17 protein-coding genes are annotated in these 15269 nt (G+C 42.3%); 5 read left to right on the top strand and 12 right to left on the bottom strand.

The annotated features are described in order from the left end of the window. Positions 1 to 85: 85 nt before the first annotated feature. The 5 genes from J2X61_RS12435 (at position 86) to J2X61_RS12415 (ending at position 5588) form a co-directional block, all read left to right on the top strand. Positions 86 to 1753, top strand: a complete 1668-nt coding sequence (locus J2X61_RS12435) for an extracellular solute-binding protein (RefSeq protein WP_274470415.1) — start codon at positions 86 to 88, stop codon at positions 1751 to 1753. Positions 1754 to 1799: 46 nt separating this feature from the next. Next, a complete protein-coding gene (locus J2X61_RS12430) occupies positions 1800 to 4016 on the top strand; it encodes a helix-turn-helix domain-containing protein (protein ID WP_310188102.1) in 2217 nt (738 codons plus the stop codon). A gap of 348 nt (positions 4017 to 4364) precedes the next feature. Continuing rightward, positions 4365 to 4910: a DoxX family protein gene (locus J2X61_RS12425; protein WP_274470418.1), complete on the top strand. Its 546-nt coding sequence runs from the start codon at positions 4365 to 4367 to the stop codon at positions 4908 to 4910. A 170-nt stretch (positions 4911 to 5080) separates the two neighbouring features. Next, complete coding sequence (locus J2X61_RS12420) at positions 5081 to 5248, top strand: hypothetical protein (protein WP_310188101.1); 168 nt, start codon at positions 5081 to 5083, stop codon at positions 5246 to 5248. Continuing rightward, a complete protein-coding gene (locus tag J2X61_RS12415; RefSeq protein WP_310188100.1) occupies positions 5217 to 5588 on the top strand; it encodes a hypothetical protein in 372 nt (123 codons plus the stop codon). The genes J2X61_RS12420 and J2X61_RS12415 overlap by 32 nt, the downstream gene beginning before the upstream one ends. Before the next feature lie 177 nt (positions 5589 to 5765). Here J2X61_RS12415 and J2X61_RS12410 read toward each other — a convergent pair whose 3' ends face one another. The 12 genes from J2X61_RS12410 to J2X61_RS12355 form a co-directional block, all read right to left on the bottom strand. Next, a complete protein-coding gene (locus J2X61_RS12410) occupies positions 5766 to 6266 on the bottom strand; it encodes a CBO0543 family protein (protein WP_310188329.1) in 501 nt (166 codons plus the stop codon). 423 nt (positions 6267 to 6689) lie between these two features. Beyond that, on the bottom strand, positions 6690 to 7829 hold the full coding sequence (locus tag J2X61_RS12405) for an ATP-binding protein (RefSeq protein WP_274470420.1): 1140 nt from the start codon (positions 7827 to 7829) through the stop codon (positions 6690 to 6692). A 478-nt stretch (positions 7830 to 8307) separates the two neighbouring features. Then, complete coding sequence (locus tag J2X61_RS12400; RefSeq protein ID WP_274470421.1) at positions 8308 to 9285, bottom strand: oxidoreductase; 978 nt, start codon at positions 9283 to 9285, stop codon at positions 8308 to 8310. 1 nt (position 9286) lies between these two features. Then, positions 9287 to 9667 (bottom strand): MerR family transcriptional regulator, encoded by a 381-nt coding sequence (locus tag J2X61_RS12395; protein WP_274470422.1) that lies wholly within the window; start codon positions 9665 to 9667, stop codon positions 9287 to 9289. A gap of 460 nt (positions 9668 to 10127) precedes the next feature. Further along, positions 10128 to 10901, bottom strand: a complete 774-nt coding sequence (locus J2X61_RS12390) for a hypothetical protein (protein ID WP_274470423.1) — start codon at positions 10899 to 10901, stop codon at positions 10128 to 10130. After that, positions 10898 to 11551, bottom strand: coding sequence for a signal peptidase I (lepB, locus tag J2X61_RS12385; protein WP_274470424.1), 654 nt, complete (start codon positions 11549 to 11551; stop codon positions 10898 to 10900). The genes J2X61_RS12390 and lepB overlap by 4 nt, the downstream gene beginning before the upstream one ends. Before the next feature lie 292 nt (positions 11552 to 11843). Beyond that, complete coding sequence (locus tag J2X61_RS12380; RefSeq protein WP_274470426.1) at positions 11844 to 12344, bottom strand: DUF1572 family protein; 501 nt, start codon at positions 12342 to 12344, stop codon at positions 11844 to 11846. 145 nt (positions 12345 to 12489) lie between these two features. Next, a complete protein-coding gene (locus J2X61_RS12375) occupies positions 12490 to 12906 on the bottom strand; it encodes a ribonuclease E inhibitor RraB (RefSeq protein WP_274470427.1) in 417 nt (138 codons plus the stop codon). A 184-nt stretch (positions 12907 to 13090) separates the two neighbouring features. Beyond that, positions 13091 to 13483 (bottom strand): hypothetical protein, encoded by a 393-nt coding sequence (locus tag J2X61_RS12370; protein WP_274470428.1) that lies wholly within the window; start codon positions 13481 to 13483, stop codon positions 13091 to 13093. Positions 13484 to 13826: 343 nt separating this feature from the next. Next, the gene (locus J2X61_RS12365) at positions 13827 to 14120 is read right to left on the bottom strand and encodes a hypothetical protein (protein ID WP_274470429.1); all 294 of its coding nucleotides are present in this window, start codon (positions 14118 to 14120) and stop codon (positions 13827 to 13829) included. Positions 14121 to 14213: 93 nt separating this feature from the next. Then, the gene (locus J2X61_RS12360) at positions 14214 to 14609 is read right to left on the bottom strand and encodes a nucleoside 2-deoxyribosyltransferase (RefSeq protein WP_274470430.1); all 396 of its coding nucleotides are present in this window, start codon (positions 14607 to 14609) and stop codon (positions 14214 to 14216) included. 148 nt (positions 14610 to 14757) lie between these two features. Further along, positions 14758 to 15249 (bottom strand): GNAT family N-acetyltransferase, encoded by a 492-nt coding sequence (locus tag J2X61_RS12355; RefSeq protein WP_274470431.1) that lies wholly within the window; start codon positions 15247 to 15249, stop codon positions 14758 to 14760. Between the last annotated feature and the right edge of the window lie 20 nt (positions 15250 to 15269).

Genomic DNA, 15269 nt, shown 5'->3' with positions numbered 1-15269 from the left:
GGGTGGTGATCGCACAATTCCGAGTTAGACCTTGTGAAAAAATTCCGAAGTATGCGACAATATGACAAGGGGAGTGTTCTACACAATGAAAACAATACTCAACAAAACCGCCGCAACATCTCTAGCGCTTATGTTTACAGGCAGTATGCTGCTCACGGCTTGCGGCGGCACATCCGATGAAGCGGCAAGTCCCTCCGCAGCAGCTTCTACCTCTTCCGCCAATGCAACGGCTACCCCAGGGCCAAAGCCGAAAATTAAAGTGTCCATCTACGATCGCAATAACGTCCCGGAAGGCGAAGGTAAAATTACAGATAACCGCTGGACCAAATGGATCAATGAACATGCACCGGTTGACGTCGAATTCGTGCCAGTGCCAAGGACGAACTCCACCGAAAAATGGAACGTCTTGTTCGCTTCCGGCGACGCGCCTGATCTTATTTTGGAATACTCCAATGCTTATATGAAGGATCTTGCAGCCAAAGGGCAAATCATTCCGCTCGACGATGCCATTGAGAAATATTCCACAACGTATAAGCAATTTTTGAAAGACAATCCGATCATTAAAACACTGACATCCTATAACGGCAAAACTTTTTTCTTCGGCCGCTTGTTGCCGACTTCTACGAACCATTACCTCATGATTCGTAAAGACTGGCTGACCAAGCTGAATCTGAAATCCCCGACAACGATGGAAGATTTGTACCAGGTTGCCAAAGCGTTCACGGAGCAAGATCCGGACGGCAATGGCAAAAAGGATACGCTGGGTCTTGGGGCCATCTCACTGGACCTCGATCAACTCTTTGGCTTTGGGATAACTTCACCTTCGTGGATGTATCATTTGCAGGGTGATCAGTATGTTCGTTCCTGGGACCGTCTCCAAGCTTCCACTGAACTCAAGAAACGACTCTATGACGCAGGCGCGCTAGATAAAGATATCTTTGCGGACAAAACCGGCGCAAAAGCGCAGCAGGATTGGGTTAATGGCAAGCTGGGCATGTACTTCAGCGATAATCTGGAAGGCACCAAAGGCTACGGCATCTTCGACACCTTGATGAAAAACAATCCGAATGCAGACGTCGCTGTGATTCCGCTGCCTAAATCGGAATTCGGCCAATTCTCGCCGGCTGGCCCAGTACCGTTCCAATTCGATGCGGCGATCAACGCCACTACCAAAAATGTCGAAGCTGTCGTCAAATACGTTGACTGGCTCATGAGCGATTCCACTGCCACTACGCTGCAGTACGGTTTGGAAGGCGTTCACTATCAAAAAGATGCGGCCACCGGCTGCCCGAAACCAATCGACCTCGAGAAGAACAAAAAAGAGCTTGTATGGAACGCCGACTTCTCCATGCTTAGCCAAACGTATAAATTCGGCAAATGCGCCGAATTCACGAATACTACGCTTAATATGAGCAAGCCGACCGACAAGAAATACGCTGAACTCATCGCCCAAGGCCGCGATGCTTACATCTCGCCGGAACGTCCTTTATACTATGATCTGACACTGCCTGTAACGCTGCCGGACGATCTTGTGGTGATCAACAACACCGTAACCACCACCATTACAAATATCATTACCAAGGCGGTTGTTAACGGCAGCTACACAACGGAACAAGCGTTGAAGGACGCCAAGGATGCTTGGGACAAAGCAGGCGGCAAAAAAATTGACGAATTCCAAGCCAAAGCCTATAATGACTACAAAAATAACGGTGTCATTTACACGAAGGATTTTTACAAATACCTCAAGAAATAAGCATACGGTAAAATGAAGACGGCGCTAATCGAAGGAGTGTGCATACATGAGCAGAAATTGGTTTCATCGCTTACTCCTCTCGTATTTGCCCGTCTTAATTTTAATTGTGTGTCTCTTTGTCTTCATAGGGGTTGTACAGCTAAGCGAGCTCTCTCAGAAAGAAGCTGCCAAATCAAGCCGGGTCTACGCGCAAAATTTGCAAAACAACATCGACTCCTCTCTCCGCTCCATAGAGCTGATGATGATCGAAACCGTTTCGCGCAACAATAAACTGACTTATTTTGCCGGCATGGAAAGCTCGCCGGAATTCATCATTGATTTGTCGCAGCTGCTGGAAAGCATGCTCAACACGAATTCGTTGATCGATTCAGTTTACATCTATCGGGCCGGAGACGGCGCGATCGTGACCGACAAAACGAAGCTCGACATCGAACAGTTTGCGGACCGCGCTTTTATTGATGCCAATCTGACTGCGCGTCCGAACAGCTGGAGCAGCCTCCGCACATTCCGTATCTTTAAGGATAGCAATGAGAAGGAGATCGTCGTCTCCATTGCCAAAGGCATTCCGTTAAGCGGCAAAGGCATCGCGCTGCTGGTTGTAAATGTGAAAGTCGAAGCCGTCAAGTCGTATTTGAAAAATTTCGGCCAATCCGAAGTGAACTACATCTCTGTTACCGATCAAAAAGGGGACGACTTATTTCATCAAGGCAGTAACACATCCCATCAAGATGACACAGTGCTTACTTCCGCCTACACAGGCTGGACCTATCACAGCGGCTTAAAAGTTAAGCAGTTCGGCATTCTGTACCACTACATGACCAGCGGTTGGCTCATTGTAGGCTTCCTTGGCCTGCTGTTCAGTATCTGGTGGATCATCTACATTTCCCGGAAAAACTATAAACCGATTGTTACGATGATGTCCCGTATTCAGAAATACAACCAACAGCACAAGCATGCAACCATCCAAGAGCCGTCTACAGACGAGCTCAGTTATATCGATTTTACGCTCAGCAATATGATTGAAGCCAATCAGGGCTACGAGCACCGAGCGCAGGAGAACGAACGTTACCGCCGGTTACGGCTGTTTCAGCAGCTCGTGGAAGGCGACGGCCCGCTGAATAACGAGGCTTGGCGGGAAGAATTGAGCGAATGGAACGACGGGATACGGAAAGGCGCATCGGTCAGCATTATTGAAATTGACAAATATGCAGAGTTTATCCATCAATATTCCCATCAAGACCAAACCTTGTTCAAATACATCCTGACCAAGGTCGTAGACGAAACCGCCAAAGCGAACTCGCTGCGCATCTGGCAGGAATGGATGACGAACCACCGCCTTTGCGTCATCTATTTTGAACATGATGAAGAACAACCGCTGCAAGCCCGCAGCCGCATTCTGGCGCAGTCCGAACAAATTCGCTTATGGCTGTTCGAGAATTTGAAGCTCACTGTCACATTCGGAATCGGAACGGCTGTCACCGAGGCCGGCGCCATCTCCCAATCTTATGAAACGGCGAGCAAAGCGCTCAGCTACAAATCGGCACTAGGTATCAACCGCGTGATCGGGCATTGGGAAATTGAAGTTCTGTCTCACGATGACTTGTTTGTCTATTTGCAATACGTAAGGACTATCGCGCAATCCTTCCGCGTCGGCAACGGCGGCTGGCAGGAGCAGCTGATCCTGCTCTTTAACGGACTCCGCTCCTTGCTTCTGCCCAAGGAAGAGATTGACGGCGTCCTCACCTATATGAACTACTTTTTCCAAAGAGAAATGATGGAGCTGCCGCCTGAGTACCAGGAGTTGTGGAACACCGAGTTCCGATCCAAATGGGAAGCGAGCATTGACTCGCTTGAGACGCTGTACGAATTGGAATCGTTCTATCTGGAACGTCTAACCGCCTGTGCCAGCCTCATGAAAAGCATGCGCGAAGAGAAAGGCAATTACGCCGTCGTCCGACGCGTCAGAGCATTTATCGAAACCCATTTCGACAATCCTGACTTGTCCCTCGCCATGCTGGGCGAGCAGTTCAATATGAACACCTCCAGTTTAAGCACTCTGTTTAAAGAAGAGTTCGGTGAAAAATTCGTCGTCTACCTGTGCCAAGTACGCATGGAGCATGCCAAAGACATGCTGTGCAACACCGATCTCCCGATTCAGGAGATATCGGGCAAGGTAGGCTACCTGTACCCGATGTCCTTTATCCGGACGTTTAAGAAGACGGTCGGCGTGACCCCCGGCGATTACCGCAAAGTGCACCAATAAGGAGCTTACCCTCACTCCATGCCAAAACCCGGCAACCTTCCTACTCAGCCCGCAGAGTACTGCCATGTACAGGGCAGTACTCTGCGGGCTGAGGCGTACTTTTCCCTCTCAAAAAAGGAGAACACGGATTCAATTACAATCAAAATAATTTGCACCTTGTGATTTTAATCACATATTCAAACTTTACTGCATGGTATATTAAAGGTGTAGAAAGGAAGTAAACATTGTAATCGAAAGGGAGATGTCACATGAAAACACAAAAACGATCCCGTTCTTGGCTGAATTAGATAAAATTTTTTAGCTGATCTTGTGAAAAAATTCACCACTTAAAATGAGGAGATGATTATCATGTTAGGTAAATGGCTTAGAGAAAATAAATATGCAGCAGGTATCCTACTTTTCATACGTTTGTATATGGGATATGAATGGCTCACTCACGGGTGGCAAAAGTTAACCGGCGGATTTACTGCAGATGGATTCTTAAATAACGCGATCGCTAAGCCGGTGATCGACAAAGCAACCAATGAACTTGTTTATCCGACCTTCACCGCATTCATTCAACATTTTGCCCTGCCGAATGTTAAAATAATTAACTATGCAATTCCGCTAGGCGAATTCTTAGTTGGTCTTGGTTTGATTCTCGGTGCTTTGACTACAGCCGCAGCATTCTTCGGACTTCTCATGAACTTCATGTTCATGTTCGCGGGTACCGTAAGCACGAACCCTTGGTTCATTCTTATCGGCGGGATCCTGTTCATGGCCGGAGCAAATACCGGCAGATTCGGTTTAGACTACTACCTGATGCCGTACCTGCGCAAGCTGTTCACACATAAAAAAGGCGACGCTGACCGCACAGCAGGAACGGGAACAAAGCATAAGCCGGCACATGCCTAACCCATAACAGAAAAACCCAAAAAGGATCCGCAATTGCGGGTCCTTTTTGGGCATTGCCAAAATTGTATTTACAACGCACTACCGGTCCCTCGCCGCTTCTTTTTCTATTCCTGCATTGTTATTGTTATAATTAGAAAACGAAAACAATTGGAATTAAGGAGGAAAAAATGATGGCTTGGTCTGAACTGAAAATGATACCGAACGAATACAATGATGAAGTCAAAGCAATTGACGAATCTCTTATCAGACTACTAACTGAACGCCTCTATGATTCAGCTCATGGAGAATGTGCGAAAAGCCACATTAATGCGTTTGAACCAGCCTGCTTCTCTGCGTGACAGATTGCTTGATATCACTGAAGCGCATCTGAAGGCGATCGATTTCTATCTTCATTCCTTCATGCGGAAGATGGAAGCGATTCTCACCGAAGAACAAATGAACACGATGCGCAAATCGGAACAAGCCCTCTTGGATGCATTGGTAACCGAATTCAATAAATCCTCCGCATCCGGCGAGATTGGGCCTGTCGATGCGCGTGTCATCGCACGTGCTTACACGTCCTTGCTTATGATGGGACACGCACGTGATGGTGAAGGTAACAAAATGTTCCCCCGCGAAGATGAGGCTGCCAAACAAATTATAGATATTCTATGGCATGGATTGTTCCCGCCTGTATAATGATTTTGCCCACTTAGTGACGTCTACAATCAATTTAAGGTCCTAAGAGCCGAGCTTCCGGCAGCACAAAAAGGCACGGTCTCAGTAGGGAACGTGCCTGCTTCATTTACTACAGATTCTGTAGTTCAATATTGCCGACTTATAGACGGATATTCGCGCAGGATCAGGCTCAATTGTTTAATCTAAATGCACCCTGAACGCGTACATCAGGAAGCAAACGATTACAATCGAGAGCAGATATGCTATTCCAGGCCTACGGCTGTGCAAGATCATCATCGGGAACATCATAATATCGAACAAAATCGAGTAGAAAAGGTTCCAATTGTTTTGATATGTTATTCGGCCGGTATGAACCATTACCCATTCCATCGAAGCATAAATCGTAATCCATAAGGCAATATGACGAGATTTCTTCCAAAAACCGTTCTCGGGAAGTGTGCTTAGAAAAAGAAGGATGTTTAGAGGCATCGTAAGTACCGCGTAAACAACTACCGTTACCGTGTGATTGTACAAAAAATCAGGATGAAACTTCCACATCGTTTGATCTTTCGTCAAAAATTCATACAAAAATGCGCCTGAGGTCATATAAAGCATAGTTGAGTGATATCTCTTCCAATCGCTTCTCTTCGACCACCATAGGGCTGTTATTATACTTAGAATTGCTAAACCAGCATGCATACGTTTTCGCCTCAACCGCATTAGATTCCATTGTTTAATTCTACCCATTTGTGCTTCTCTTATGCTTCCCTACAGCTTAAAGAGGATGCCGGTCAAATTCGCTGCTTTCACATTACTTAAGTATTTCCACCTAAAAATCTAAAAGGCCCCAATTACTGGGACCCTTTATTTCTCAGGGAGTCAACTTTATTAAGGATTCTCATGGAGAAAGCTGTTGTCAAAGCAAGTCCTAATGCACCGAGCACCATTATTGTGAGGTCAAGCTTAGGCATACCACGCATGATCGTACCTCCTTTAAAATTTTATCCCAAATATAGGTTTTCCACATATTACAAACAGTATGTGGTTGGAAAACTGAAATATCGGATGCTCTCGTATAATTAGACCTTATTCTTTGTGTTAGTCGAGAGTGATACCTCTATTCTAAGTTTTGTAAAATGAGAAAATAAAGGTGGATCCTATATGGTCCGTCTCCACTTTAAGTTCAGCTTCATGCCTTCTCGCGATATCATAACAGATCGATAATCCTAGACCTGTGCCGTTCGCTTTGGTTGTCAGGAATGGACTGCCAAGTTGCTCAAGAATTTTCGCAGGAATACCTCCTGCCTCGTCCTTAACCATAAACCCTACATGATTTTGATCTTCAAACAATTCGACCGTCACACTAGAACCAACTACTGAAGCCTCAAGACCGTTCCTCACGAGATTAATGAGCACTTGCTGTATTTCTTTCGTATTTATCCAAAGGAGGGGAACCTGCTTCTCAATAAACATGATCTTCTTGCCCATCATCAGTGCATCTGCTTCCAATAATGGCAATACAGCATGAAAGATTTCCGATAAATCACGCTCTTCTCGATCAATGTAATTGTTCTTCTTAGACAGGGATAAGAAATTTCCGATAATTTCATTTGCCCGATCTAACTCACTGATAATTAACTCATAATATTTTTGGAAATTCACAAAATTATTTTGCTTCATAGTCAGCTGCAAAAAACCTCTCACTGTTGTAATTGGGTTCCTTACCTCGTGACTGATACTAGCGGCCATTTGTGCAACTAAACTTAGACGGTCCAGTCGTTCAACTTCATTGCGAAGCCGGGTATGTTCCTCAATTTTTTCACTGACTATCCTCTCAAGATGTTCTTTATTCAATCGGACTTCCCGCTCTTTCAGTACGAAGTGCGAGATATCTTCGGAAGTGGCTAGCACGCCTATCACTACTCCTGCTTCGTCATAAATTGGCGTAGTATTCCACACTGATATCGATTTATGACCATCTTCCCAGACAAACTCCAACACTTCATTTTCGACCTCTTCTTTTAACCTTGCTGTTCTTTGCATAGGCATTTCTTGAGCTTCGAGCTCAATCCCATCCCGAAATACATTTACCTTGGGAGGTACAATTGAAGAATGGGAAAAAACCTCGCCTGCTTGAATGCGCAGCATACGCGAAGCTTTTTTGTTATGTTTAATTTTGGTGCAATGTGGATCCGTTGCAATGGAGACTCCACCTGGCGAATGTTCAAAAAGAAACCAGTATTCATCCGGGATATAATTCATATAAGGCCCCTTTCAGAAGTCCTAGATTAAGTTACATCACTGTGCCACATGTATTAAATCAATTGCCCACCATGAAAAATTTTAGAATAAATTCGCGTTTAGGAACCTGTAACCTACTATAAGAATGCAGGTTTATATTCAAATTATTCATTTAATCACAGAATCCTGCTCTTTCATGAAAAGAGGAGCTGCATTTTTCGCAGCTTCTTCACTCTCGATACTTTTTTGTGAACATGTATTCTGAAAACCCACGTCCAGTAAGGGATTGCATTTGTCGAATGATGACAAGAACATAATGTCTTAAATGACAAGAACTCTATCTCATTACCCATCGGGCTTCTGTTACCCCTTTATCAAGATCCACACAAAAAATAACCATCGCCACATAAGCGAAGGTTATTTTTTGTGTGTGCTTGCGTATGACTATTTTCATGCGCAAACTCGGATAGAATGAAGTTAGATCCATCTTCCGTTTATTTTATTCTACTTCAGAAAACTTTACTGAAGTTAATTGCTCACTCAACTTCCAAAGTTGCTCCGCTAATATCGGGTCAACTGCCCAAGGCAGCACGCCCGATAGTTTTTGATTGAGTCCTTGGGTACCTTCCACTTCAATGACTTCAGCAATATCGACGTCCAAGCAGTACACCCCACCTTTATCTTCGAGTTGAGGACTTGTTGCACACCATACACTCGTAGCTGCTCCTTGCTCCGCCGTCTTCAATTCCCCAGAAGCAGCTGCTTTCTCCTCTTCAGACATATACCGGACTAAGTCGGTCATTATTCTGCCTGGGTGTACCGAAAATGCGCGGATACCATAAGCTTCTCCCCGTTTGTCCAAAGCGACGGCAAAGAGTGCATTCGCTGATTTCGACTGGCCGTATGCCTTCCATTTGTCGTATTCTCGCTTCTCGAAGTTTGGGTCATCAAAATCAACGCCACCGAAGCGTACGCCTGTGGAGGACACGGAAACAACCCGCGCTTTCCCGGCTTTCCTCAACGCTGGCCACAATCTTAACGTCAACTGAAAGTGACCTAAATGATTTGTTGCGAATTGAGATTCAAAGCCGCGAGAATCGCGTACGAGTGGCGGAGCCATGATCCCAGCGTTATTAATCAGAATATCCAACTGCCGGCCGGATGCCAGGAATCGGTTCGCAAATGCGTCGATCGAATCGGGATCGATTAAATCCAGTTCCTCCAGTTCAGCACGTGGAATTCCGATAATTGAAGCGCGAGCTTTCTCTGGCGTGCGGGCCGGGACAATAACTGTCGCTCCTGCTTCTGCTAAAGCTCTGGTCGTTTCAAGCCCGACACCGGAGTAACCGCCGGTTACAATAGCAATCATTCCAGTCAAATCTTGACCGACAAGGACTTCCCGCGCTGTTGTATCCCAACCAAAACCTGATAATATTGGTTTTTGTAATGTCTTTGTATAGTCTCTATTTTGATTCATTTCATTCGCCTCCTAGCTTTAGCTGCTTCATTAATTCATTAAAATGCTCAATTTTATAATTCACAACACTTAAAGATTCTTGAATTTCCTTCAACTGCAATTCGATATCTAGCTTATGTGCACAGAGTATACGATAACAATTTACATATTGTTTAGTAGTTGCCAAGGTCATATATTTCTCGATTTCCTTTAGTGGCATGCCAGTTCGCTTGAGATGCGTGATAAATAGTAACCGTTCAAGATGAACTGATCCATATTCCCGTCTACCGTGTTCATTCAACTTTGTCGGCGGCAGAAGTCCGAGTTTGCCATAATAACGAATCGTATCATAACTCAGATTCGTCTTTTGGGAAATTTCTGCGATTGAAAATGTATACTCCATTGTGGTCCTCCCTTCTAGTACATGTTAAATTGTTACGTTTCAATTCTATTTCGCATCTTAACTCATGGAGTAAACTCCATGTAAAGGTATAGAATCAATATTTCTCAAATTTAAATTCTATATACTAGAAAATTCTCCATTTCTCTGCCATGAAGATCGATGCCATTAACGACTTCTATAGCATTCGTTTAGACGAGACGTTAAAGTGCTATAACCCTTTCACCATCCAAACAAATTCATTTTGATGAAAAGCACTCCTCCACCACGCTAATCTACCCCTTACATTAATAAAAAAAGAGACCCACAGCAACGGGCCGCGAGTCTAAGTTATATATTTTAAAGGGGGTCTTGATTCTTAGTATAGGCTTAATTCATTAAGACAGAATGAAAATAATATTTCAATTTGATTACATCTTTAAACTAACGTTCCCCTTTAGCATAAGCCCGTGCCCGATATTCTTTACTCTATCGCCCACTCCACCTTTATCGCTCCTTGCAGACCGTTTCCTTCCACAACGAACCGATATTGGGCAGTCTTTTTTATTGTCACATTGTACTTTAGCCTACCATTGATGTTCTCTCGTGCTCCGATATTTTTACCATTTTCATCAAGAAGAGAATATCCGTAGCCGCCTCGTTCTGCATTCGTAATCTCCACTGAGTATGACAATGTCTCACCTTCTCGAACTACCACTGGAATCTCATGTTTTCCATTGAAATAGGTAAAGTTAGCTTCGAAAGATGTACTAGTTCTTTTATCGGTCCATCCATTCTTCACAGTTAAATCGATGTTGAGAACGACGACAAGCAGCAGCGGAAAAGCGATGGAAAAGGAGTATTTAACAGGTGATTTCAGCTTCGACCATTGTGTCCCAACATAAAAAATGAGAGCAGAGAAAGCACCTACAGTACCAGCAAATAACGTAAGCGCGTTGAACCCATTTACCATAAAAATGACATATCCTGCAATGACATATAGCAATGCTTTTCCTAATTTGTCCAACCTCGGTATGAGCCATGCGATAAGGTCAATCACTAAGGAACAGGCAATCCCATATAAATAGAAAAACTGCAAAAGTTTCAACTGAAAAATATCCTCAACAGTTTTATACATATCAAAACCTGTGTTCACGAACATGAATAAAATGAAAAGAAAAGTTGCAATGCCTGCTCCGGATAACTTGGAAAAAAGGTAAGGTATTATTCGATGTACGCGAAAAATGTCCTTCTTCATTTCTTCACCACACCAAGAACCATACCCAGTATATTATCTTTTGGGATTGTTCCAAAATGTCTGCTGTCCGCACTACGAAACCAATCGTCGCCAACGATAAAATAGTGCTCGTCAGGGACCTTTATCTCTTTCAAATTTGTTTCCTTGCTTTTTAAAATATCGTTAGCATTATCACTAAAATTATTACGAATGCTATCGGCTAAATCAGATTGATTTGCTGCCTCCTGCAATTTTTCAATGTTCATTCCAAGTCTGTGTGCTTGCCCGTAAAAGGTATCAAGTTTTCTTCTGTCTATATAAATCTGACCCTTATCAATGCGGATTTTCTCTCCAGGCAAGGCGATAATTCTTGAAATTTCATTCTCGCTCAAATTAATTTTGGAGTTATCCAACTTTGGATTTTTATAAAATACGATTTCCCCTCTTTGAATATCATTTGATTTGTAATACGTTTGATCGACTACAATATCGAAGCCATCGAACTCATGATGACCACGATCCATGTTATCATAACGGTGACTGTAAACATTCATACCTTCAACGGAGTTAATTATATTAATATCCTGTTTTGTTACATTATCTTTCAGCGGATCTACAGTGCAAGCTGTTAGTATAAAAGTAATTAACAAAAGAAATACACTTAATCTCATTTGCTCACCTCCAAAGTATCCTGTAATTATTATACTTCAAGAGGATATTTTATCTTCCATATTTTGTGAAAAATCAACAAACACTCGCATTGAATATAATTAATATCCTTTAGCGTAATATGTTAGCCTGTCAATCCTAATCGAAGAGTGCCCCCAACGCTAAACTCCCTGCTGACCGTTAGCACGGAAACAGCAGCCCATCGTAATGACAGGCTGCCGAGATTTCTTTATTCGACTATCGTTCCCCGTTAGCGCAATGATTGAGCTTCGAAAAATGATCATTTAAGGCATATTAGCACAGTAAATGCCCCTTCCTCATTTTGGCGATGTAAGTAATTTGTGCTGTGTGACCCGGCAAATGTCTAAATTGATGCAGAAGCATTTCGAGGGCAGTAGCTTGGTTATCAACTCCGCTATTCGTCAGTGGAGATAAGCTCAAATAAGGTTGTTCAAGTAAAAGTTCAGGTTTCGCTCTTATTTTTTCCAGAACCATAATGATGCGGTCAAAAGATTTCGAAATGAGCTCCAAAGCTTGAGCTTTCGACAGCTGGAGACCACGATCAAATTCCTTATCTCTGTCTCTTGTATCTGGAACATTAAAGAATGCAGTTTCAATTCGTTGATGTACTGTTCCCCAAATGTGTGCCACTAAATTGGCAATGCTGTTACTATCAGGGGTGGGCGTCCATAAGATATCTTCGTCTGACAGTTGTTCAATTACTTTCAATGTCGATATCTTTTCGGATATGTATTTCTTTAAGAGAAACTCTATAAGAATCGATGTGCTATCCACTAAACTCTTACCCTCCTATCGTTCAGGAAACGAAGTCGATCATCACGACCCGCTGTCCTGATGTCTTATTGAGCTATAGTTCCCCGTCAGCGTAACGTACTACCACACAGAAAGCCTTGTTCGCCCGTCAGTTTACTTCCTTATTTTAAGAAGAAGTAGATGGTTTTACCATAACACCCCAACCATCAGAATAACCACCATATTTTTTGGCCTCTTTATTAATCATCTTTTGAATTTCTACAATTGCATTCAACTCTAATGGCATCTCTTGTGAACATGTACATGTCCATTGATGGCCTTCAAAATCCTTTTCTAAAGAACACGCGAAATTTTTACCCATCATCATTTGTTTCACTTTTTCACCCGATATTTCATCTCTAATAGCGATTTGAAAATCGACATTATGCTTTTGGGCAAGATCAACTCCTGATTTTTCTAGGGAGTCTAAGTTCTGACGATCAGCACTATCATTAAAATAACTATCTTCTGACACGCTACTTTGACACCCCACTAATAGTGTTATTATGCAAACCGCAAAAATAAATCTTATCGTTTTGATCATAATTCTACCCTTCAACTTGTTCAACGTTATATTCTCATTATTCGGCTAAGACTACTATTTCACCTGCAATCGATTGACGAATACTGCCCATTGGTTCAATGAAAAAGGGAGCATTTGCCGGCCTGCGGCGATCTGCTCCCTGATTGCTCAACTATAGTTCCTCGTTAGTTTAGGGACTCATCATCTAACTCAAGTCAAAAGTTGACCATCCATTGTCTCTTATTCGATTTAGTAAGCCTAAATAAATTCGTGAACACTTACGAGAGTTTTGCTTAGAAATTCTCTCCCAAAGCGTTTTTTTATATGGAATTATTATCTTTATTTTTGGTTCACTAAAAAATTCAATTTGTAACATACAACGCCAAGCAACACATTTCGATTCAATTTCTTTTAAATCCGTTATATTAAAGTCATTAGATGAATTCACATAATTCACAAAATTTCTTCTGCACTCGATAAAATCAATAAAGTGTGTAACCCCTTCATCAATGTAGTATAGCCCCTGAGGTGTAATTTCTTTTATACTATTATAATGAACTTCTTTACCATTAAGGCGACAATAATCCACAGAACTCACTTCATCACCTCATTCCAAAATATCCATTGCAGATTACTCCCCAATGGCGGAACAGGCTACCGTTCATCACAGTAACCTGTTATTCGTTGAACTATCGTTCTGCGTTAGCGTAACGCTTGAAGTAATACACTAATTATTTCGATTTTGACGAAGTAAATATCTTAACATTGTCACTGTTAGAATAAGTGATGCAATTGCAATAACAAATAAACTAAATATCTCTACTATACTCTGAACTTGTAATCGTAAATTTAGGTGATCCAAAATTAGGAAACGTATTATTTTTAACACAATATAATAAATAGACCCAAAAATTAATATGGATGCTAACATTTTTACGAACTTATACATTATCAACACCCCTCAAAAACAACATTTTTACACTTTCTAAATTATCTTCTTTGGCTCCACTCACCAATATAGATCCAGTCATCATTTTGTATATAGTAGACAGTTCCTTATTGTAGGATGTTACTGATAAAACTTGTAATTTGTTATTACCAGCAGTACTTCTTAAATCATACCTTAAGATATCTCCTACACATATAACTTCACAAGCACGCCCTGCTATTTTCCAACGTCCTGCTCCTAAGTTATCAACACTTCCGACAATGAATGCCTCAATTCCATTTATCATTTGTAAGCCTCCAATATGGAAATGGGTGATAAATACTGCCTGGCACAGTAATCTGTTGCCCTAGATGCGTTGAACTAATGTTCTCCCCATAGCTCAATGGCACTGGTATTCAAGACAGACTGAATTTATCAAGTCATCTAGGGAACCAATCCTCTGTTCAACTGAATCTACATGATAAAAAGTACATGTGTTTCCGATTTCATTTAGTTCATTAGTCGAGGAGTATAAAAAGATTTTCTTTCCTGCTCCCAGAGCAATTCCTAACTCGACATGACTCCCTTTGCCTGCTGGGAGCATGACAATTACAACATCTGCAGCTAAAACCCCTGAAACTTCTTCTTGGCCAATTTTACGGAGTTTAGTGATGGAGTCTATATTCGAATGTATTGTCCAGTCGTAAGTATGTTGAAAACCACGTGCTTTCAAATTATCAGCGACATGACGCACGTTTTGTATGTTTTTGAGACTGGATGCTATATAAAACTTCATTTCGATCCCTCATTTCGGTCCTCAATACACACAGTTATATATTAACACATATTGGAAGTATCCTGCCCGTTAGCGTGGAAAAGGCAGCCGATCATGGCCGGCTGCCGCGGTGCCTTATTAAGCTATCGTTCTTACGATAGCTTAATAATCATAGTATTTTTTCGAGTTCAATTTCGTCATGGATCGGTATATCGTAATAACCCACTTTGGGGATTGCTGGCTTCAGTTTCCTAGCCTCGTCAACTGCGTTTTGATTTATAGTTTTTATTCGATACCCACGTCGTTGATAAAATTTTAACGCATCCACATTATCATTTGTTGTTATAAGCCAAATGCGATTTCTTCCCGATTGCTTTACCGTCTGTTCCACAGTAGAAAGTAATTTACTCCCAACACCTATGCCTTGTACAGTAGCATTAATACTCATTAACTCGCAATCATCTATACCTAGTCGGTATGGAGCTGCACCGACTCGTATATCATCGACCCAGGCTATGAATGCATCCAAGTCTTGAATATGATGCTTCTTCCCTTTGGTTATCATGGTTCCATCGCCCCACTGTAACCACTGTTCTTTCAGCCATTCCAAATCGTTTTCGCTCATAGAAGCAAGAATTTTAATTGCACCATTTTCACCCATTTTATCACCCCAATTCAGTA

The sequence above is a fragment of the Bacillus sp. 3255 genome (assembly GCF_031456485.1).
Lineage (GTDB): Bacteria > Bacillota > Bacilli > Paenibacillales > NBRC-103111 > Paenibacillus_E.
Note: the sequence above shows the minus strand (reverse complement) of the source record. Positions and strands in the feature narration are given on the sequence as shown.